Here is a 22,708-nt window from a genome sequence, read left to right as displayed (position 1 = left end):
TGAATTAGTGACAATTATTACTTTTCAACTGTCGCGACAGAGAGGTTTTACGTACTTCTAATAAAGTAAATTTTGTTAAAAGTTAGGGATATTTGAGTAGAAGATAAAAAATTTAGCCTGCTTTTGACAAGCAGGCTAAAGGTAAAGCAAACAGATGTTCACGCTATGTGAACAAAGTGCTTAAAATGTGCGTGAAACACCTAAAACAAATCTAAAATCTGCATTGTCAGCATCATCAATATCGGTATTTATTACGGCAGCAGTAAAATCAAAGTCAAAAAATGTTTTTGCAACTGTTGCGCTGTAATCTATATACTCGGCATCGTCAAATGCATCACCCATGGTATAGCCAGCTTGTAAAGTTAAGGCATACTCTTTAGGAAGTTCGATATCATAAGCTGCTGAAATATACTGTGCTGAATCACCTGTATTTACATAATCAGAAGCATAACCAAGGCCTAACGTGAATGAGTTAATATAAGCGTTAAAAAGAAATTCGCCGTAATCAGAGTCATCTGCTGAACTGTAACCTTGATAGGTGTAATAGTTATACATAACATCATAAGAAAAAGTGTCATTAATTTCGCCAAAGTAACCCGCGTAGAAATCAATTTCTGCATTTGCATCGTCTTCGAAGTCAACATTCGACGCCCAAACGCCGGCAAAAAATCCACTTTCATGTTCGTAATCTAAACTCGCCTGAATAGCCGGAGAGCTGTCTGTTTGACTAACACCTCTAAATACATAATCCGACGTTAATGTTCCTGTAACACTGACTTCTGCAGAGACAAGTGGAGCTATAGCCGTAAGCGCGAATGTTGCTGCTAACAATTTAATTTTATTCATGTTATTCCTTTTTTTATGGTTTTATGGTTTTTAAATTAAATCAAATTAAATACAATCTAATGTACTTTCACTTTTTAATTAACCCCCATATGGGTGCTAAAAAAAATTAATAACAGCTCGCTTTCAAGGCTACAGAGTTACGCTAAAAAGAAGGCGGCGTATGCGCACTAATAATTTTACAAACTTTTTTCGATGAGTTTTTAAACTTATGCGGTAAGCTTGTCGAAAATTTGTAACTATCGCCTTTAGTTAGCTTAAAACTACGTCCTGCCACTGTTATCTCAATACTTCCTTCAATCACCGTACCTGCTTCTTCACCAATATGAGTGATCATATCTTTGCCAGTACTTGATCCAGGTTGATAACGCTCAATCAAAAATGCAAGTTTAGAGTCTGGCTGCGGTGTACCAACCAAATGTAGCTCTACACCGTCACTCCCTACATCAACTAAGGTGTCTTTTTTAAAGACCACTTGCGATTCAGTGGGAATTTCTAAAGTAAAAAACTCAGTAACCGTTAGAGAAACGCCTTCTAAAATTTTCTTTAACGAACTAATCGATGGGCTCACAGCATCTCTTTCTATCATTGAAATAGTGCTATTTGTTAAGCCAACGCGCTTTGCTAATTCACGTTGTGAAAGCCCATACATTTCTCTAACTTCTTTTAATCTTTTGCCTACGTCCATAATTATCCTTAATAAACTAACTACACTGACAGGCAGTACCTGCATTGAAAAAGAGTTAGTTTATTACATTAATGGCTTTAACTGTATGCTTCATTTCCTTTGTATTTTCTGCAAGCATCACCAAAACTTTTAAATATTTCGGTGTAAAAAGGGTTCTCAGCAATTTTCCACTCAGGATGCCACTGCAACCCTAAATAATAACTAGCGTTATCCGCCAATGAAAATGCTTCAATTAATCCGTCAGGTGCTGTGCCTTCCACTTTTAGAGTGTCAGCTAATTTATCAACGCCTTGTCCATGCAATGAATTAACTTGTTGAATTAACTCTCCGTCCATAATCGAAGATAATATACCGGCCTCAGATAAGTTTAAGTCATGAGACACACTGTACTGTTCATCCATAGAGACCGATTTATCTTCTCTATGCTCTGTCATATTATCGAGTTCAAATACTTGCTGATGTAATGTTCCGCCCAGCGCAACATTCATTTCTTGAAAACCTCGGCAAATACCCAACACGGGGATTTTTAGCTCTACTGCTTTTTTTAATAAGGTTAAATTAGTGGTATCTCGATTGGGATCACGTGGCATATCGACCCCTAATTCAGTGCCACCAAAATGATGTGGTTCCATATTCGAATAACTACCTGTTAAATATATACCATCTAAATGCGGTAATATTTCTAACATAGCTTCACCAAAACTAGGAATTAGAACGGGGATAACATCACTACCGGCCATCAAGGCACGAATGTATTTATCACCAACAACTTGTTGATGATGAATCCCGTTAAGACTACTGCAACAGGTAATGCCGACAACAGGCTTCTGATTTTTACTAACCATCGAATCAATTCCAAATAAGTTACTGCTAAATTTCAATAACTCTAAGGTAAATTAAAAAACTTCGGTTTTCAATGAATATTTTTTACAAAAAGGCAATAAAATGACAATAAAGTCATTTTATGTAAAAAATATAGCTTATTTATTTGATTTTACCTTGACGTAGCTATTACAATTACTTACTAATAGATAGTGAAGCAAATATTCATCATTTTTTGATGGGTAAATTATATGTATCAATTTCGAAGGTAACTTTATGATAAAAGTTGGACAGACAACTGAGGTAGAAAATTTTCTCTCCAATCACCCAGAAGTTGAGGCTATAGATGTCCTCATTTCTGATTTAGTCGGCTTTGCTCGAGGAAAACGCATTGAAAAAAGTAGTTTAGAAAAAATTTATAGCAGTGGCTTAAATATGCCCGCTACCATATTTTCCATGAATGTACTTGGAGAAACTATTGAAGAGTGTGGGCTCGGGCAAGATATTGGCGAGCCGGATATGGTCTGTAAACCTATTGCGAACACCCTTCATATGGCCTCTTGGCATGATCGCCCAATCGCGCAAGTATTAATGAGCATGTTCAACCACGATGGAACGCCTTTTTTTGCCGACCCACGTAATATCTTAAGTAATGTTGTTAGACAATTAGCGGAAATAAATTTATTCCCTGTTGTTGCCGTTGAATTAGAATTTTATCTATTAGATAAAAATAAAGATAACAAAGGAAATTTACAAGCTCCTATCTCACCTAAAACGGGTAAAAGAGATGAACATACTCAAGTTTACTCCGTCGATACACTGAATGATTACAGTGCATTATTAGACGATATTAATAGAGTATGTATTGAGCAAAATGTACCTGCAGATACCGCAGTAGCTGAATGTGCGCCTGGACAATTTGAAATAAATTTAAAACATGAAGCCGATCCAGTTGCTGCTTGTGATAATGCCATTTTGTTAAAGCGTATTATCAAAACAGTTGCTGATAAGCATAATTTTGATGCGACCTTTATGGCTAAGCCTTATTCAAATGAAGCCGGTAGTGGTATGCATGTCCACGCCAGTCTTTTAGATGAGTGTGGCAACAATGTCTTTGCTGATGAGCATAATGATTATAATGAAACATTAGAACATGCTATCGGTGGCATGCTTGAGCTAATGCCCGCTTCCATGCCGTTGTTATGTCCTAACGTGAATTCTTATCGTCGATTTATGCCAGGGTACTATGTTGCAATGGCAAAAAATTGGGGAGTAGACAACAGAACAGTTGCACTTCGCCTTCCTCGAGGACATAAAAATGCAACGCGTATAGAACATCGAGTTTCTGGCGCTGATGCTAACCCCTATTTAGTGATGGCTGTGATCTTAGCCTCTATTCATCATGGTATAACCAATAAAATCAAGCCTATAAATCCTACCGTAGGAAACGCGTTTGATGACGACTGTGAAGCACTGCCATTAAAATTGGATAGAGCACTTGCAGAATTAGAAAAAGATCAAATACTTACAAGCTATTTAGGCGAAGCATTTACTAAAAACTATCACACTGTTAAACAAAAAGAGTTAGAGCAATTTGATATGCATATTAGTGAGCTAGAAGTTAAATGGTACTTATCTAATAGCTAATAAAATAGCTAATAAAATAGTTAATAAATTTAAAATTTCAGAGGCAAGTTATGAATCACGTTTCCCACACCGGCTCTTATTATGCGGCAAGTGCTAATGATAAAGTGCAGCGATCAAAGCTGACAGAAGATATTACTGCTGACATATGCGTTGTTGGTTCTGGTTTTACTGGATTATCAAGCGCATTACATTTGGCTGAAAAAGGCTTCAAAGTGGTGGTTGTTGAAGGCAGTCGCATTGGTTTTGGCGCTTCAGGTCGCAACGGTGGCCAGTTAGTTAATAGCTATAGTCGAGATATGGACTTTATTGAACGTAATTATGGTAAACATGTTAGTACTGAAATGGGACAAATGGCCTTTGAAGGTAGTCGAATAATTAAACGTTTAATTAACGATTACGACATCAAATGTGATTTAAGACCAGGAGGTGTTTTTGCCGCTTGTAACAACAAACAGCTGGATGAAATGGCTGAAAAGCAAAAACTGTGGGCTAAGCATGGCTACCATGAAACTGAGCTGTTAAGTGCAAGTGACATTCAAAACCATGTCGGTACTGAACGTTACGTGGGTGGATTATTAGATAAAGCAGGTGGTCATATTCATCCTCTCAACTTAGCCCTTGGTGAAGCTGCTGCGTTTGAAAAGTTAGGTGGAATAATTTACGAAGACAGTATCGTTGTTGATATTGTTCATGGTAAAAAAGCGGTCATTAAAACAGACTCAGGTAGTGTAACGGCTGATTTTGTTGTTGTAGCTGGTAATGCTTATTTAGAAGGGCTTTTACCTAAGCAACAGAAACAATCAATGCCATGTGGAACGCAAATAATCACCACTGAAGTCTTACCAGAAGCTATGCAAAAGCAATTATTACCGACCGATGTCTGCGTAGAAGATTGTAACTACCTGTTAGATTACTTCCGCTTATCGGGCGATGGTCGTCTGATCTACGGTGGTGGCACAACGTATGGTGCTAGAGAGCCTTCTAAAATTGAATCAATTATCATTCCTAAAATGTTGAAAACATTCCCTCAACTTAAAGATGTGAAGATTGATTATGCTTGGACAGGTAACTTTTTACTCACGTTGATGCGGTTACCACAATTTGGCCGTATAAATGACAATGTCTATTATGCTCAAGGCTATAGTGGCCATGGTGTTACTTCGACCCACTTAGCCGGTAAAGTTATTGCCGATGCAATTACTGGCCAAGCAGAACGGTTTGATGTATTTGCTGGCTTACCTCAATATCCATTCCCTGGTGGTAGGTTATTTAAAACGCCTTACACCGCGATGGGTGCTTGGTATTACCAGATGAGAGATAAGTTAGGTATCTAACCTTTTATACCCAAACTACATGAAGATGCAGGTTTCAGTTGGAATTAGAAACGTCTTTAGCCAAGGCATTGATTGAAGATAATGGTTACTCCCTTATCGAAATCAATCACGTAGGATAAAACGTTTCTAAACCAACCGTATAGGGACGTCTGAGCACGTCATGTTCTTCGTTGCCTCATTTGTTAAGGGAATAACCATTAAGAAAATGAGGCGTCCTGAAACACGCATCTTCAAGTGGTTTGGGTATATGCTCATGTAAACAAAAAAAGCTAACAAGGTATTGTTAGCTTTTTTATTGCCATCAATTTATGATTTATCAACTCAACTCAACTCAACTCAACTCAAAATATTGGCTTTAAACTTAAAACTTAAATCGCCCGATGAGCTGTTCTTGATCTTGTCCTGACACCAACAGCTCTTCACTTACTTTTAAGGTCTGCTGAGCACTTTGCGCAAGCTCGTCAGTGGTGGTATTTATATTCTGTAAGGTGCTACTGATCTCTTCTGAAACATGACTTTGTTCTTCAGCGGCAGAAGCAATATTTGCCGCCATATCCGTCATGTTAGTCACTTCTTGTTCAATAACTTCAAAGATCGTTTGCGTTTCCTGTGCTTGTTCAGTGCAAGCCTCGGCTCTTTTAACGTTTTCACTGATAGTTGCCACCATTTCTTTCGTTGAAACTTGTAACTCATTAACGACGCCTTCAATTTCAAATACCGAGCTGGCCGTTCTACCCGCGAGTGCCCTTACTTCATCAGCAACAACCGCAAAACCACGACCTAATTCACCTGCTCTTGCGGCTTCGATGGCTGCGTTTAAGGCAAGTAAATTAGTTTGTTCTGCAACTGACTTAATCACGTTGAGTACATTAACAATATTATCGCTATTGGTTGACAGCTTATCTACTTGCTCGTTTGAATATTGCATCTGTTCTGCCAGTTTTGAAATGGTGCTGGTGGTTTGTTTTAATTTAATAATACCATTTGAAGCTGCACTTCTAACTTCTTTAGTCGCATCAGCAGTTGATACGGCATTTTGCGCAACATCGGTAGAGGTTTGCGACATTTCCTCTGCTGCCGTCGCGACCATTTCAATCATTAACTGTTGGCTAGCTAATTGTGAGTTTGTTGTTGTCGATAACGCTTTACCTGTTTCAGAGGCAGAAAAGGTGGTTTTAACACCTTCTGAAAACTGACCTACGATACTAGCCAGCCCTTCTACAAATTGGTTAAATGAATGGGCAAGCTGACCCGTTTCATCTTTTGAATTAACTTTGATACGTTGAGTTAAATCAGCATCACCACTGGCTATTTGTTTTAAAGCGTCTGCCACAGCTCTTAAGGGTACTGTTAATTTTTCAGCCATGAAAAAGATTACAATACTACCTATGATTAACACCAATAAACTCATATAAAGTACACTGGTAAATTGGTCTTCAGTACCTTTATCTAACACAGTCATGGTCTGATTAACTTCATCAGTAATAAATTTTTTAGGTATTTCGGTGTAAATACTCCACTGAGCGATGCCACCTAAATGAATACGTTTTACTAAAGTAAAACTGCGATCATTCTCACTAATGCCTTCATTTAACTGAGTACTATTAATTATTTCAGAAAATAAAGCGCCTTGATTAGCGCTATTGTTGGAATCAGCTATCACCGAATTATCTTCAGATACGATCAATACTCGGCTGTTGCCATCCGCAATTTTAGTTGAGAACGCTTCTGCTTTTGTTTGGATATCAGCTAACGCGATATCAATACCGACAACACCAACGACTTTATTCGCGAATTTAATGGGTATCGCTATTGAGGTCATTAATATGTTTTTACCATCAACTTTGTCTATATAGGGTTCTAATAAACAATTTTGTTGTTGTTCAATAGGGCAAGTAAACCAGGAGTTATAGGGTTGTCCAGTTGAATTAGGGCTGGTATCGTTAATCATCTCCTCAGGCATTATTTCTTCAACAGCTTCCCCTTGTTCGTTCAAAGCCCAATAAACAGCAAATCTTCCTGCTTCATTTGTTGCTAGATCGTCTGCACCTTTATTTGCTTCATCAGCACCATCAAGTGCATTAGGAAGAAAAACAGCATATACGCCAACGGCTGATTGATTATTTTCCATAGCACTTTTGATATACATATTTAAAATATGGCGAACATCTTCAGCAGATAAAAAAAGTGCGCGAAATTGTACCCGTAAAAACGCAATGTCACTTGCAAGGCGATCAGCCTCATTGATTACTTGGTCAAAAAACACTTCATTTCTTGCCGTTTCAGCGTCTGCCGCAATAACCATTGGCATTAAACTGCTTTCTTTAATTTTTGGTTGTAGGTATTCAGATAAAGAGGTTGCGGTTTTATCAACAGAGATTGAAGAGACGATTAATAATGAGGTTATTGTGATGATAAGTAATAACAGGGTGGAAAAAATAATTTTTGTTTTTACGGATTTATTCATGTAACGAATCCCTTTGAAAATAAAAAAGGCTGTACAACGATACAACCTTAATAAAAAAGACTAAAAATGAGCGTTATTTAGAGGGTGGTTTCTTTTTTTCTCATTTGCCACATAGCAGCGACTACACCAATGGCGACAATTAATATCATGATTGTTGCCAGTGCGTTCACTTCAGGTGACACCCCTAGTCTTATCTTAGAGAAGATAACCATAGGTAGCGTACTGTTACCTGGACCGGATACAAAACTCGCGATAACCAAATCATCTAACGACATAGTAAACGCCAGTAACCAACCAGAAATTATCGCGGGAGAGATAATAGGTAAGGTGATTAGAAAGAACAAACTATGTGGTTTTGCTCCTAAATCCATCGCAGCTTCTTCTAATGAATCATCCATTTGTGACAAGCGAGACTGCACAATTACTGCAACATACGCCATACAAAAAGTAGTATGGGCAATAATAATCGTGGTAATGCCTCTTCCTGCAGGCCAACCTATTAAGTTCTCTAAAGAAACGAACAATAGCAAGAGTGATAAACCGGTGATCACTTCGGGCATAATAAGCGGTGCACTTATCCAACCTGAAACGATTAATTTACCAGGGAACTTACCCATTCGACTCAGTACATAACCCGCCAGAACACCGAGAATAACGGATAGCGTTGCGGTGATAAATGCAACTTTTAAGCTCACTATTGCCGCATCAATAATTTGTTGGTTGCTGAATAATTCAGCATACCATTTAACAGACCATCCACCCCATACCGTCACTAGCTTAGATTTGTTAAAGCTATAAATAATTAGTGAAAGTATCGGCGCATAAAGAAATATAAATCCAAATAACGATGAGATTGATAAAAACTTTGAATTTCTAGTCATTATTCAGCTCCTTCTTTTTTGCCATTACGTAAAAACATTATAGGAACAACTAAAATAAGTAACATCATGGTCGCCACTGCTGAGGCCATTGGCCAGTCTCTATTCTGGAAGAACTCATCCCAAAGCACTCGTCCTATCATTAACGTGTCAGACGCACCTAATAGGGCAGGAATAACAAATTCTCCAACGGCAGGTATGAACACTAATAAACAGCCAGCTAAAATACCTGGCATAGACATGGGTAAGGTAATCAAGAAAAAGGTTCTAATTGGTCCTGCACCCAGATCTTTAGACGCTTCAATCAAACTACCATCTAGTTTTTCTAAGGTGGTGTACAAAGGTAAGATCATAAAAGGTAAGTAGGTGTAGACAATACCAATGTATACGGCAAAGTCGGTTTGTAACATTTGAATAGGTTGATCGATAAGGCCAATGCCTTGTAAAAACTCATTCACAATACCGTTCTTTTTAAGAAAGCCCATCCAAGCATAGACTCTTAATAGAAATGAAGTCCAAAAAGGTAAGATAACAAGCGTTAATAAAAGCGTTCGCATGGTGCCTGTTTTACTTGCAATAAAATAGGCCATTGGAAAGCCGATTAATAAAGTAAAAAAAGTAGAGACCGCGGCGATCTTAACTGAACTTAAATAGGCGTCTAAATAAAAGGAGTCTTCAAAAAGGTATAAATAGTTGCCGAGTTTTATTTTTACATCAATAATTGCATCTTCTACATTCCAAGCAAACATATCTGTATAAGGAGGTACAGCTATAGCAGATTCAGCCAGTGAAATTTTAAACACAACTAAAAAGGGAATAAAGAAAAATAAGGCTAACCATAAGGAAGGGATAGAGATAACAGAATATCTACCCCAGCGAATTTTCTTTAATGAACTAAATCGAGTTTTGACTGTGTCATAACGACCGAGCCAAAAAGTGCCGGTTACTTTACTCATGATGTTAATACCACGCTGCTGTCGTCATCCCATGCAAGGTAAACAAAGTCATCCCATGTTAATGGATTGCGGTTTTCTCTGACAAGATTAGGTAAGGTGACACGAACAATGACGCCACTCTCTAACTTGACCCTAAAAATTGACAGGTTACCCATATAGGCAATGTCGATGATTTGCCCGTGTAAGCAGTTATATTCCTGATCTGGTTTTCTACGGGTGACTTTCATTTTTTCAGGACGAACAGCAACTGTCACTTTTTGATTAGGGGCACAGCTAATGCCATGATTGACAAAAAAGTTACAGCCAGCTTCTTTTGACTTTATTTTTACATGCTCAACTTCATCTTCATAAATACGACCCTCAAATAAATTAATAGAGCCAACAAATTCTGCAACAAAACGGCTGCTTGGATATTCATAAACATCGCGAGGTTCATCAACTTGGGTAATAATACCATTACCCATAACGCCAATGCGGGTCGCTAGTGTCATGGCTTCTTCTTGGTCATGAGTCACCACAACAAAGGTAACTCCTAACTTATCTTGAATATTAACTAATTCAAATTGAGTTTCTTCTCTAAGCTTTTTATCCAGTGCACCTAAAGGCTCATCAAGTAATAGTAATTTAGGGCGTTTGATCAATGATCTTGCTAACGCGACACGTTGGCGCTGACCGCCTGATAATTGATCGGGTTTTCTATCTGCAAATGCTTCTATTTGCATCATGGTAAGCATTTCAGTAACACGTTCTGCAATTTCTTTTTTCGGCACGTTATCTCGCTTTAAACCAAAAGCAATATTCTTAGCCACGGTCATATGAGGAAATAATGCGTATGACTGAAACATCATATTTATCGGTCGATTCCATGGCTCAATATTAGCCATATCAACGCCATCGATGAGTACCTGACCAGAGGTGAGGTCCTCAAAACCGGCTAATATCCTTAACAGGGTGCTTTTTCCTGATCCCGAACCTCCTAATAAACAAAATAATTCATTTTCATAAATATCTAACGAAACATTATCTACGGCGGTAAATTCACCGAATTTTTTAGTCACGTTTTTTATTTGAATAAAAGGTTTAGCGCCATCTTGTTTCCAAAGAGGCATAGTTGTTTCTTGAGTCATTCGAGATTCCTAGGGATATTTTCGACAGGATTTAGATATTTGTTATTGTAGTTATGTTCTAAAGAATAAGAGCAAATTAATGTCTTAAGCATAAGGGCAAGCTAATGCCCTTATGGTCAATGATTAAAACTATCTACCTGTTTTGATTTGTGTCCAAGCACGCGTTAATTTACGGTCAAAACGCGAGGTGTGAGCGAGTTGAGAAAACAGATTTTCTTTTGTTTCGCCAACCGGATAAATACCGATATTAGATTTAATGTCGTCATTAACAAACTTAGTAGCAGCTTCATTAGCAACAGCATAATAAACATAGTTAGAAATACCAGCACCTGTTTCAGCTTTTAAGATGAAGTTGATAAAGGCATAAGCTTCTTTCTTGTGAGGCGCATCAGCAGGAATTGCCATCATATCGAACCAAGCAATGGTGCCTTCTTTAGGAATTAAGTACTCAACTTTAACGCCTTGTCCAGCTTCACTTGCACGACTATTAGCTTGCAACATATCGCCGTTATAACCTAACGCAACACAAATATCGCCATTGGCTAAATCAGCAATCAGGCGGCTTGAGTCAAAATATTTATAATGAGGGCGAGCCTTTTTAATCATCGCTTTAGTTGCTTTAAGATCTTTATCACTTTCAGAGTTAGGATCTAAACCTGCGTAGTTTAACGCGATAGACATAACTTCAGCAGGTGAGTCTAAAATACCAATACCACAATCAGCTAGCTTAGCTGCGACTTCAGGCTTAAAGATAAGATCTAAGCTATTAAGTTCCACATCACCTAAGCGTGCTTTAACCATATCAGTATTAATACCTAGACCAATCGTTCCCCAAGTATACGGCACACTGTGCTTGTTACCTGGATCATGAAGCGCCATTTTACCAGCCATTGCTTTATCAATGTTATTGTAATTGGACAGGTTGTTTTTATCGATTTGTGCGTAAATACCTGCTTTTGCTTGGCGTTCTAAAAATGAACCTGTTGGTACCACAACATCATAACCTGAACCACCGGCCATCAGCTTAGCTTCGAGGATTTCATTAGAATCATAAACATCGTAGTTAACTTTGATACCGGTTTCTTTTTCAAACTGTTTAATCGCTGCAGGGTCAATATAATCTGACCAGTTATAAACGTTAACTACTTTATCTGATGCAGATGCGGCCAGTGAAGCAAGCATTGTTGTTATTAGTAATATACTTTTCTTTTTCATGGTTCATACCCTGTTTTTGTTTGTTATTTACTTATAAAAGCTATTGTAAAACTCAGAATGACATCGTTATGTTAAATATATTCTTCAAATTCTTATTTATAGAAACATAGTCAAGTCAATAAATCAACACCCTTTTAGGGGAAATTTAAGCTTATAATTAAAATTTCAAAGACTAACGGCTAGTCGCTTTAATTTCTAAATAATCATCAAAGCCATATGTTCCCCACTCACGACCATTTCCTGATTGTTTATAACCACCAAACGGGGAAGTGTAATGATGTGAAGCCCAGTTAATCCTTACCATTCCAGCCCTCATTTGCCTTGCAACACGGCTCGCTTTTGTTTCATCAGGGGTATTTATATAGGCAGCTAAACCATAAGGAGAATCGTTTGCTAACGTGATCGCTTCTTGCTCATCTTTGAAAGGAATGATCACCAAAACGGGGCCAAATACTTCCTCTTGTGCGATGTTCATTTTATTGTTCACATTTGAGAATATTGTCGGTTTGGTGAAATGACCCAATTCAAAACCTTCAGGCTTACCGAGACCACCGGCTGATAATGTAGCGCCTGATTCTATTGCTTCTTTGATCATGCTTTGTACTTTATCAAAGTGGGCTTTGCTAACTAATGGGCCAATATGATTACCTGGCTTATCAGCCCTATCGATTTTTATGTTATTAGACACTTGAGTCGCTATTTTAACGGCATCATCATAAACAGACTCTTGCACTAGCATACGTGTTGGTGCGTTACATGATTGACCCGTATTTTCCATACAGCCGACAACACCTTTAGTCACGATCGCTTCTAGGTCCACATCGTCAAATATAATGTTCGGTGATTTACCACCTAACTCTAGTGCCACCCGTTTTACCGTATCGGCTGCAGATTTCGAAATTAATGAACCCGCTCTAGTTGAGCCAGTAAAAGAAACCATATCAATATCTTGGTGAGACGATATCGCAGAGCCAACGCCCATTCCATCACCATTAACAAGATTAAAAACTCCTGCTGGGAAACCGGCATCATCAATTATTTTGGCAAAAACATGGGCGGATAAAGGCGCAATTTCACTCGGTTTTAAAACCACGGTGCAACCTGTGGCTAGTGCTGGCGCAACTTTGCAAACAATTTGATTAATAGGCCAGTTCCACGGTGTAATAAATCCACAAACGCCAATTGGCTCATGGGTTATGGTGGCATTTCCTGAGGTGTGCTGAAATTCATAATTTTTTAAAGCATCCAACGCCGTTTGAATATGCCCCCGGCCACAATCAGCTTGAGCAGCCGTGGCAAAATCGATTGGCGCGCCCATTTCTTGGGAAATAGCCTGCGCCATCTCGTCATAACGATTCATATAGGCACTTAATAGTTTCTCTAATAGTGCAATACGCTCTTCTCTTGAACTAAAACCATACTGATTAAATGCGTTTCTAGCCGCGGTAACGGCTTTATCAACATCGACATTAGTGCCTAGAGAAATAGTACCAATTTGACGTTCATTTGAAGGGTTTTCAACGATAAAGTCATTTGGTTTTTCTGGAGAGACCCATTGTCCGTTAATATAAAAGTGGCTTAAATTTTTCATAAACACATTGCCTTATAGCATATTTTAAATAAATCTAGTGTTGGATAAAATAAACAATAAAGCACAAAACATCAATAAATATTAAAATTTTGTTGTAAATAACACTTCAATAAGGTTATAAACGGTTGTGTGTAAAACCAGTGCATTTAGCCATTTTATTTATCATGAGGTAAATGGTGCCTCAGTTTTTTAACTTAAAAGCGTAGTAATCATCACTCTCACTTAAGGAGCATTTAATGGCAGGCCCACTCACCGGAATCAAAGTACTCGATCTTAGCCGAATTTTAGCAGGCCCTTGGGCTACACAAGTATTGGCTGATTATGGTGCCGAAGTGTGGAAGATAGAACGACCTGAAAAGGGAGATGATACTCGCCACTGGGGTCCTCCATATGTGAAAGATGAGCAGGGTGAGGATACTGCTGAATCAGCATATTACCTTGCCGCTAATCGAGGGAAAAAGTCGATTGAAGTAGATATGACAAGTGCTGATGGACAAGCAGCAATATATAAATTAGTAACACAAGCAGATATTGTCGTTGAAAATTATAAGGTTGGCGGACTTAAAAAATACGGCTTAGATTATGAGAGCATTAAAAAAATTCGTAAAGATGTTATCTATTGCTCAATAACTGGCTTTGGCCAAGATGGTCCGTATGCGAATAGAGCGGGTTACGATGCCATGATTCAAGCGATGGGTGGATTGATGAGCATCACTGGAGAGAAAGATTCGTTACCCGGAGGTGGACCACAAAAAGTAGGGGTAGCAACAACGGACTTAATGACAGGTATGTATGCGGTGTCGGGTATTTTAGCTGCCTTATATCATCGAACTCAAACGAACGAAGGTCAACAGATAGACATTGCACTATTAGATACGCAAGTTGCCTGCTTAGCGAATCAAGGCAGTAGTTATTTAGTGAGTGGTGATGTACCACAAAGATTAGGGTCGGCTCACCCAAATATTGTTCCATATCAAGCCATGAAAGTACAAGATGGTTATATCCTGTTAGCCGTTGGCAATGATGATCAATTTCAAAAATGCTGTAATGTACTGGGTTGCATAGAGGTTGGTGAGAATAAGAATTTTGCAACCAATGCATTACGCGTAAAGCATCGTGAAACACTTATCCCCTTACTGGAGTCTTACTTTATCAAACAAAAGTTAGATTATTGGTTAGCAGCACTTTCAGAAGTACATGTACCTTGTGGTCCAATTAATTCAATTGACCGTGTGTTTGAAAATCCACAAATTAAACATCGTAAAATGGCCTTTGAGCTAGAGCATCCTACCGCAGGTAAAGTTCCTCAGGTCGGCAATCCGGTAAGATTTTCACAAACGCCAATTACTTATCACGCTGCTCCACCCACACTGGGACAGCACACTGATGAAATATTAAAATCAAAGTAAACCTAACGTAACTAAACCTAAATCTAAATCTAAATTTTATAACGGAGGAATAACATGACAAATTCAGTACTAAACAATTGGGATGACATACTTCTACTTAACGACCAATTATCAGAAGATGAACGAATGGTGCGTGATATGGCACATACCTTTTGCCAAGAAGAGTTAATGCCTGGTGTATTAATGGCTAACCGTAATGAGGACTTTGATCCAAATATCATGCGTCAGTTTGGTGAGCTTGGGTTATTAGGTGCAACCATTGATGGTTACGGTTGTTCAGGTGTTAATTACGTAAGTTATGGCTTAGTCGCCCGTGAAGTAGAACGAGTAGACAGTGGTTATAGAAGTGCAATGAGCGTGCAATCCTCATTAGTTATGCATCCAATTAATGCGTACGGTACTACTGAACAAAAAGAAAAATATTTACCTAAGCTTGCTACGGGTGAATACATAGGTTGTTTTGGTTTAACCGAGCCAGGTTCAGGTTCTGATCCTTCAAGTATGATCACTCGCGCTAAGAAAGTAGATGGCGGTTATCGTTTAACTGGCTCAAAAATGTGGATTACCAATTCACCTATCGCCGATGTTTTTGTGGTGTGGGCAAAAAATGAAGCTGAAGGAAATCAAATTTGTGGTTTTGTGCTAGAAAAAGGCATGGCAGGTTTATCAGCGCCAAAAATTGAAGGTAAAATATCTTTACGTACCTCAATTACGGGTGAAATCGTAATGGATAACGTTTTTGTGCCAGAAGAAAATATGTTTCCTGAAATACGCGGTTTAGCTGGACCATTTGGTTGTTTAAATATGGCGAGATATGGTATTTCTTGGGGGGCATTGGGCGCTGCTGAGTTCTGTTGGCATGGTGCACGTCAGTACGGTTTAGATCGTATTCAATTTAAACGTCCGCTGGCACAAACACAGTTATTCCAAACTAAACTCGCTAATATGCAAACCGAAATCTCGTTAGGTTTACAGGCATCACTACGTGTTGGTCGTATTATTGATACCAAAAAGTGGGACCCAACCATGATATCAATGGTTAAACGTAACAACTGTGGTAAATCACTTGATATTGCTCGTATGGCGCGTGATATGCACGGCGGCAACGGTATTTCAGATGAGTTTCATGTTATTCGTCATATGGTTAACTTAGAAACGGTAAATACCTATGAAGGGACGTACGATGTACATGGTTTAATACTCGGTCGTGCTCAAACGGGTTTACAAGCCTTTTACTAAACTAATAGTATTAAAGTTAACGAAGTGAAAAGGGGTTATACCAATGGGTATAATCCCTGTTTTTTATACGCGATACTGACAGCTTCATGAAATATATAACTTCAAGTACAGGTACTCACGAGTTTTATAGCTCAAACACTTGGGAAAACACATTCGTTAATAACTCAACTTTTTTGACTTCTCTGGGGGTTTTCTTACTCACTAAAGATAACCTAAATTGATAATGATGACTGTTGGGTTTTATTATTCTGATCTCGCCACGGTTTAGTTCTGCTTGAATAAAACTTTGTTGCATAAAACCTATATAACAGCCAGATAGAATCATGGCCTTACGGGTATCAAATTGATAAGACTTTGCAGATAAGTTAAGTTTTTCTAATTGTTGTTTACCAGCTAAATCTATATTGATGCCTGGGTGTATAGCAGCGGCTTGCCCTAATATTTCTTCAGATATAGCCGTATCGACTTGATTAAAGAAAGGGTGCTGCTTGCCACAACATAGATAAATAGATTCGCTAAATAGCGGTTGGTATTGCAAACCTTCGATTTGTTGATAGCTTGGAAACAAAGCGATGTGAGCTTTATCTTTTAGCAGAGCCTTCTCTATATTTGAGATAGAGTCACCATCTAACACTAGGTGCAAATTAGGTGAGGCATCGTTTATCTTTTTAATCACTTGCGCCATTTTATGCTGTTTGCTTTCATCAAGTTGATCCGCACATAAAATAATTAATTCGCCACTTAATTCACTGCCTAAGCTATCTATTAATAAAGAAAAATCATCCATCGTGGCAAATAAATCAAGTACGGCTTGGTAAACAGCCTGACCATCTTCAGTTAAAGAAAATCCTCCACGGCCACGTAAACACAATTTTAATTTCATGCGAGTTTCTAAATTAGACATATGCACACTGATGGTAGAGCGCGTTATTCCTAAGGCATTAGCTGCCGATGAAAATCCACCATGTTCCACTACTGAGATGAAAATACGCAGTAAACGTAAATCATATTCACTAACTGGTTTAGGAATAATCGAGTGTTTATACATGTTTTGTCTACTTCAAACTAAAGGTTTATTGTTTTGTATTTAACCTTAATTAAAACTAGGTTTCAATACCGTTATTGTTTATTAAATAACTAGTGAGATAAAACCATGACTGAAGTTACTTGTAATTTAGAAGCCGCGGGCATAAAAGACAGCCAGCTTATCAAACCCTTTTCATATATTAACGGCAGTTGGCATAGTAGTGAAACACAATTCCCAGTAATCAACCCATCGACTGGGGAAGTTGTTGCTCAAGTGAGTAATGCTGATGTAGCCGAAACTGAATTGGCCGTGTCTGCTGCCAAAGGTGCATTAAAAATGTGGTCAGCTAAATCGGCCAACGAACGTGCAACTCTGTTACGTAACTGGTTTAATTTAGTCATGGAAAATCAAGATGACCTAGGACGTATCCTAACGTTAGAGCAAGGTAAACCTTTAGCTGAAGCTAAAGGTGAAATTGCCTACGGTGCGGCATTTTTAGAATGGTTCGCTGAAGAAGGTAAACGCGTTTACGGCGATACCATCCCTGCACTTTCGAGTGATAAAAAAATTGTTGTTATTAAACAACCCGTTGGCGTGGTTGCTTCTATTACCCCATGGAACTTCCCAAATGCGATGATCGCCCGTAAAGCGGCGGCGGCGTTAGCTGCAGGTTGTACTTTTGTGGTTAGACCGTCTGAATCTACACCGTTGTCGGCATTAGCAATGGCTGAATTAGCTGAGCGAGCAGGTATTCCTGCTGGCGTATTTAACGTTGTTGTTGGTAGTAACTCTCGCGGCATGGGACAAGTATTAACGCAACATCCTGATGTTGCAAAATTCACTTTCACCGGTTCGACAGGTGTTGGTAAATTATTATTAACTCAATGTGCAACAACGGTGAAAAAAGTATCAATGGAATTAGGAGGTAATGCACCCTTTATTGTTTTTAACGATGCCGACATTGATGCTGCAGTACAAGGTGCGATTATTTCTAAATACCGTAATGCAGGTCAAACGTGTGTTTGTACCAATCGTATTCTTGTACAACAAGGCGTATTAGAAGAATTTACCGAAAAATTCAAAAATGCAGTAGCTGAATTGCACATTGGTGATGGTTTAGTCGAGGGCGTTAACCTTGGCCCAATGATTTCAGATAAAGCGGTTTGTGATGTTGAAAAACTGGTTGCTGACTCTATTGCGGCAGGTGCGAAAGTTGCCTTTGGCGGACAGCGCTCAGAAGCAGGTGAACTGTTCTATCAGCCAACAATTCTAACTGGCGTAACCAATGATATGCCCATTGCAGCCAATGAAATCTTTGGTCCAGTTTCACCTATTATTGCTTTTGAAACTGAAGAAGAAGCGATTGAACTTGCCAACGATACAGAATACGGCTTAGCGGCGTATTTCTATTCTCGTGATATTGGTACGGTTTGGCGAGTAGCTGAAGGCCTTGAGTTTGGCATGGTAGGTATCAATGAAGGCATTATTTCTAACGCTGCTGCTCCATTTGGCGGTGTTAAGCAATCAGGTAACGGCCGCGAAGGTTCAAAATACGGTTTAGACGATTACTTAGAAATTAAATACCTATGTATGGGCGGTTTAGATAAATAACCTAGTTTAGGTAAATTTAACTCAATTTATATTATGTTGAGAGAGCTATAAAAATGACTCTCTCGCTATTTAATACAAGAAAAGAATTTAGAGACAATACAATGACAACATCAAATCAAGAGTTACAAAACAGAAAGACTAAAGTGATCGCTCGTGGCCAAGGCAATATGTACCCAGTGTATGTAGAGCGTGCAGAAAACTCAGAAATATGGGATGTAGAAGGTAATCGCTATATCGACTTTGGTGCGGGTATTGCGGTGTGTAATACCGGTCATAGTCATCCAAAAGTTGTCGCTGCTGCAAAAGCACAGTTAGATAAATTTAGTCATACTTGTGTGATGGTTAACCCTTATGAAGTTGCTGTTGAATTAGCAGAAAAACTAATCGATATCGCCCCAGGTGATTCTGAGAAAAAAGCGATATTTGTTTCAACAGGTGCTGAAGCCGTTGAGAACTGTGTGAAAATTGCTCGTGCCCATACTGGTCGTCGTGGTGTTATTGCCTTTAATGGTGGTTTTCACGGACGTACCAACTTAACCATGGCGCTAACAGGTAAAATCACACCTTATAAAAACTTATTTGGCCCATTTCCTGGTGATATTTTTCATGCCCCATTCCCAATCGAATGCCATGACATTACGGTTAAGCAATCGTTAAAAGCCCTAGAGAATTTATTTAAAGTCGATATCGCACCTAGCGATGTTGCAGCCATTATTGTTGAACCTGTACAAGGTGAGGGCGGTTTTTATGCGGCACCTACTGAATTTTTGCAAGCCTTACGTCAACTCTGTGATCAGCATGGAATTATGTTAATTGCTGATGAGATCCAAACGGGCTTTGGCCGTACCGGTAAAATGTTTGCTTTTGAACATTCAGGGGTTGAAGCAGATTTAATGACCATGGCAAAAGGCATTGCGGGTGGTTTCCCAATCGCAGCCGTTGTGGGTAAAAGTGAAGTGATGGATGCACCATTGCCAGGTGGTTTAGGCGGAACTTATGGTGGTTCTCCTGTCGCTTGTGCTGCTGCTTTAGCGGTTTTAGATATTATCGAAGAAGAAAGTTTAGTTGAGCGTTCAGCACACATTGGTGAACAATTTAACCACCGTTTAAGCCAGTTAAAAACGGCATTCCCTGAACTAGTTTTAGAAGTACGTAATCAAGGTTCAATGATTGCCATGGAATTAATCCAAAACGGTGATGCAGAGCAACCAAATACTGAATTAACCCAAGCTATTATCGCTCATGCGGCTAAAAATGGTTTGGTATTGCTTGCGTGTGGTTTTTACGGAAATGTTATCCGTTTCTTACCACCACTAACCATCACAGATGAAGTATTAACAGAAGGCTTAGATGCGTTCGAAAACATGTTCAAAGAGCTTGCTAAGTAGAGTGTAATTTTTAAAAAACGTTTTAAACAGACCGCTCTCATAGAGCGGATAATTTATAATAAAAATTAAAAGGTTATGTTATGAAATCAGAATTTCAGCAGAAAAATACAGCACATCACTTTCAACCATTTAGTGATAATAAAGAGCTAGCAGAAAAAGGTATTAAATTAATATCTAAAGCGGAAGGTGTTTATATCTATGAAGATAATGGTAAAAAATATCTCGATGGTATGGCGGGTTTGTGGTGTGTAAATATTGGTTATGGTCGTAAAGAGCTCGTTGAAGCAGCAAGTCAACAAATGACAGAACTGCCTTATTACAACTTGTTCTTTAAAACAACCACGGCACCAGCAACTAACCTGGCAGCAAAAATAGCTTCTCTTGCGCCTGCTCATATGAATAAAGTATTTTTTACTGGCTCAGGCTCTGATGCGAATGACACAAACTTTAGAATGGTGCGTAGATACTGGGACTTAAAAGGCAAACCAACGAAGAAAACCTTTATCAGTCGTAAAAATGCGTATCATGGTTCTACTGTTGCTGCGGCAAGCCTAGGTGGAATGGGTTATATGCATGAACAAGGTGACTTACCTATTGATGGTATTGTGCATGTTGATCAACCTTATTGGTTTGCTGAAGGTGGCGATTTGTCTCAAGATGAATTTGGACTTAAAGCAGCCCAATCATTGGAAGCTAAAATATTAGAAGTAGGCGAAGAGAACGTTGCTGCTTTTATTGCAGAACCTTTCCAAGGTGCTGGTGGGGTTATAACACCTCCAGATAGCTACTGGCCTGAAATTAAAAGAATTCTAGCCAAGTACGATATTCTCTTTATTTTAGACGAAGTTATTTCAGGTTTTGGTCGTACAGGCGAATGGTTCGCGAGTGAATACTTTGATTTAAAACCAGACATGATTACTATCGCTAAAGGAATGTCTTCAGGTTATTTGCCTATTGGCGGCGTTATCATTTCAGATAAAGTTGCTGATGTAGTGATCGGAGAAGGTGCAGACTTTAACCATGGTTACACTTATTCAGGTCATCCGGTAGCGGCGGCTGTCGCACTAAAAAATATCGAAATTTTAGAATCGGAAGGTATTGTTGATCAAGTTAAAAGTGAAATATCACCTTACTTACAGCAACGCTGGCAAGAACTTGCGGACCATCCTATTGTGGGTGAAGCGCGTGGTTTAGGCATGGTTGCAGCAATTGAACTTGTTAAAGATAAGGCAACTAAAGAACGTTTAGCCCCTAATGCCGCTGGTGGTGGTGTTTGTCGTGATTATTCAATGGATAATGGTTTAATTATGCGTTCATGTGGCGACATCATGGTTATCTCACCACCTTTGGTTATTACCAAAGCCGAAATTGATGAGTTAATAGAGAAAGCTAAAAAGACATTAGACGATACAGCAAGGTTCTATAACCTTATCTAAATTCAAATTAGTTTAGATTTTGTATAAAGAAAGCCACTACTCATCAGTAGTGGCTTTTTTATATGGGGCTTTGAATTCATCGTTCTCTGCAGTTGAGAGCCAATTTTTCAAGTTTAGCCCATAGGATCAAGCGTTGAGCTTAAATGTGTCATAAAAGCTTTACTGGCTTTAGAGAGGTAGTGATTTTTTTTCCATGCCAAACTCAGCTTAAATTCAATTTTTGGCTCAAAGGGAGTTGATGTCATCTGCTGTTCGTTTTGTAAAATACGCGATAGACAAGTGGTAATTCCCACCTCACTACGCACCAATGATTTTTGCAGTTCAATAAGATTCGTTTCCATACGAATATCTAAGGCTAAGTGATTTTTTTTTGAATATTGACTAATGACTTCACGCAAGAAATACCCTTCATGAAATAGTACCAATGGCTGCTGACAAAATTGTGCGAGTGATATGCTTTGCTCATTAGCTAGCGGATGAGAGCTGGCCATGGCTGCAACAACCTCCTCATTAAAAAGCTCAGTGTAGCGCAGTTGTGGGTTCTCTGAATCACTGCGAACTAAGGCTAAATCAAGTTCGCCATTGAGTAACATTTTCTCAAGTGCAGCTGTGCCTTGATCAACCAAATGCATTTTTATTTTTGGATACTTTTGTTTAAATGTTGCTAGTACTTTGGGGAAGTAATAAGAGCCCATCATAGCAGAAACACCAAATCGAATAGTGCCTTGCTCTAGGTCTTTGAGTTCTTCTAACTCTATTTCAAGCTGTTTTGCTTGGCTTAATAACTGGGTTGCCAGTTTATATAATACTTCACCTTCAGCGGTTAATAAGGCGTTTTTTTCAGCCCGATTAATTAACTTCAATCCAACTTCTTGTTCTAGCTTTTGAATCGCAATGGTCAGTGCTGGTTGAGCAATGCCAATTTTATGTGCAGCCCGAGTAAAGTTGCCCAACATGGCTAATTGACAAAAATATTCAAGGCGCTTTAAATTCATAGTAACGTCACCGATAAGTAAAAGTTATGAAAATT

The 22,708-nt window shown here is 38.7% G+C and carries 18 protein-coding genes; 7 read left to right on the top strand and 11 right to left on the bottom strand.

The annotated features are described in order from the left end of the window. Positions 1–180: 180 nt before the first annotated feature. The 3 genes from CXF79_RS21395 to CXF79_RS21385 form a co-directional block, all read right to left on the bottom strand. On the bottom strand, positions 181–846 hold the full coding sequence (locus tag CXF79_RS21395) for a TorF family putative porin (protein WP_101157780.1): 666 nt from the start codon (positions 844–846) through the stop codon (positions 181–183). A 142-nt stretch (positions 847–988) separates the two neighbouring features. Further along, on the bottom strand, positions 989–1,531 hold the full coding sequence (locus tag CXF79_RS21390; protein ID WP_101157778.1) for a helix-turn-helix domain-containing protein: 543 nt from the start codon (positions 1,529–1,531) through the stop codon (positions 989–991). A 77-nt stretch (positions 1,532–1,608) separates the two neighbouring features. Then, on the bottom strand, positions 1,609–2,376 hold the full coding sequence (locus CXF79_RS21385; protein WP_011045403.1) for a gamma-glutamyl-gamma-aminobutyrate hydrolase family protein: 768 nt from the start codon (positions 2,374–2,376) through the stop codon (positions 1,609–1,611). A gap of 253 nt (positions 2,377–2,629) precedes the next feature. Between CXF79_RS21385 and CXF79_RS21380 the strand changes: the two genes are divergently transcribed. Together CXF79_RS21380 and CXF79_RS21375 are read left to right on the top strand one after the other, a co-directional pair. Beyond that, the gene (locus CXF79_RS21380; RefSeq protein ID WP_101157776.1) at positions 2,630–4,000 is read left to right on the top strand and encodes a glutamine synthetase family protein; all 1,371 of its coding nucleotides are present in this window, start codon (positions 2,630–2,632) and stop codon (positions 3,998–4,000) included. Positions 4,001–4,050: 50 nt separating this feature from the next. Next, positions 4,051–5,334 carry an NAD(P)/FAD-dependent oxidoreductase gene (locus tag CXF79_RS21375; RefSeq protein WP_101157774.1) on the top strand — a complete coding sequence of 428 codons (1,284 nt, stop codon included), beginning with the start codon at positions 4,051–4,053 and terminating at the stop codon, positions 5,332–5,334. A gap of 361 nt (positions 5,335–5,695) precedes the next feature. Here the strand turns inward: CXF79_RS21375 and CXF79_RS21370 are convergent, their stop codons facing one another. The 6 genes from CXF79_RS21370 to CXF79_RS21345 form a co-directional block, all read right to left on the bottom strand. Beyond that, a complete protein-coding gene (locus tag CXF79_RS21370) occupies positions 5,696–7,801 on the bottom strand; it encodes a methyl-accepting chemotaxis protein (protein WP_101157772.1) in 2,106 nt (701 codons plus the stop codon). Between the two features lie 77 nt (positions 7,802–7,878). After that, a complete protein-coding gene (locus CXF79_RS21365) occupies positions 7,879–8,682 on the bottom strand; it encodes an ABC transporter permease subunit (RefSeq protein ID WP_011045399.1) in 804 nt (267 codons plus the stop codon). Continuing rightward, complete coding sequence (locus CXF79_RS21360) at positions 8,682–9,635, bottom strand: ABC transporter permease subunit (protein WP_011045398.1); 954 nt, start codon at positions 9,633–9,635, stop codon at positions 8,682–8,684. Before CXF79_RS21360 ends, CXF79_RS21365 begins: the two co-directional genes overlap by 1 nt. Then, on the bottom strand, positions 9,632–10,762 hold the full coding sequence (locus tag CXF79_RS21355; protein WP_011045397.1) for an ABC transporter ATP-binding protein: 1,131 nt from the start codon (positions 10,760–10,762) through the stop codon (positions 9,632–9,634). Before CXF79_RS21355 ends, CXF79_RS21360 begins: the two co-directional genes overlap by 4 nt. Positions 10,763–10,891: 129 nt before the next feature. Further along, positions 10,892–11,977, bottom strand: coding sequence for a polyamine ABC transporter substrate-binding protein (locus tag CXF79_RS21350; protein ID WP_011045396.1), 1,086 nt, complete (start codon positions 11,975–11,977; stop codon positions 10,892–10,894). Between the two features lie 172 nt (positions 11,978–12,149). Further along, positions 12,150–13,568, bottom strand: coding sequence for an aldehyde dehydrogenase family protein (locus CXF79_RS21345; protein ID WP_101157770.1), 1,419 nt, complete (start codon positions 13,566–13,568; stop codon positions 12,150–12,152). A gap of 236 nt (positions 13,569–13,804) precedes the next feature. On the opposite strand from CXF79_RS21345, the gene CXF79_RS21340 reads away from it, so the two are divergent. Further along, entirely contained in the window at positions 13,805–14,977 is a 1,173-nt protein-coding gene (locus CXF79_RS21340) for a CaiB/BaiF CoA transferase family protein (protein WP_101157768.1), read from the top strand. A gap of 54 nt (positions 14,978–15,031) precedes the next feature. Then, positions 15,032–16,216, top strand: a complete 1,185-nt coding sequence (locus CXF79_RS21335; protein WP_011045392.1) for an acyl-CoA dehydrogenase — start codon at positions 15,032–15,034, stop codon at positions 16,214–16,216. 124 nt (positions 16,217–16,340) lie between these two features. On the opposite strand, the gene CXF79_RS21330 is transcribed toward CXF79_RS21335, so the two are convergent. After that, positions 16,341–17,264: a LysR family transcriptional regulator gene (locus CXF79_RS21330; protein ID WP_011045391.1), complete on the bottom strand. Its 924-nt coding sequence runs from the start codon at positions 17,262–17,264 to the stop codon at positions 16,341–16,343. Between the two features lie 105 nt (positions 17,265–17,369). On the opposite strand from CXF79_RS21330, the gene CXF79_RS21325 reads away from it, so the two are divergent. The 3 genes from CXF79_RS21325 (at position 17,370) to CXF79_RS21315 (ending at position 21,678) form a co-directional block, all read left to right on the top strand. After that, positions 17,370–18,854, top strand: a complete 1,485-nt coding sequence (locus tag CXF79_RS21325) for an NAD-dependent succinate-semialdehyde dehydrogenase (protein WP_011045390.1) — start codon at positions 17,370–17,372, stop codon at positions 18,852–18,854. Positions 18,855–18,955: 101 nt separating this feature from the next. After that, positions 18,956–20,242 carry a 4-aminobutyrate--2-oxoglutarate transaminase gene (gene gabT / locus CXF79_RS21320; RefSeq protein WP_011045389.1) on the top strand — a complete coding sequence of 429 codons (1,287 nt, stop codon included), beginning with the start codon at positions 18,956–18,958 and terminating at the stop codon, positions 20,240–20,242. A gap of 80 nt (positions 20,243–20,322) precedes the next feature. After that, complete coding sequence (locus CXF79_RS21315; protein ID WP_011045388.1) at positions 20,323–21,678, top strand: aspartate aminotransferase family protein; 1,356 nt, start codon at positions 20,323–20,325, stop codon at positions 21,676–21,678. Between the two features lie 113 nt (positions 21,679–21,791). Here CXF79_RS21315 and CXF79_RS21310 read toward each other — a convergent pair whose 3' ends face one another. Next, positions 21,792–22,673, bottom strand: coding sequence for a LysR family transcriptional regulator (locus tag CXF79_RS21310; protein ID WP_101157766.1), 882 nt, complete (start codon positions 22,671–22,673; stop codon positions 21,792–21,794). Positions 22,674–22,708 lie beyond the last annotated feature (35 nt).

The organism is Colwellia sp. Bg11-28 (assembly GCF_002836245.1).
In the GTDB taxonomy this organism is placed as follows: Bacteria; Pseudomonadota; Gammaproteobacteria; order Enterobacterales; family Alteromonadaceae; genus Colwellia; species Colwellia psychrerythraea_A.
The sequence above is the reverse complement of the archived record's forward strand: the minus strand, read 5'-3'. Positions and strand labels throughout refer to the sequence as shown.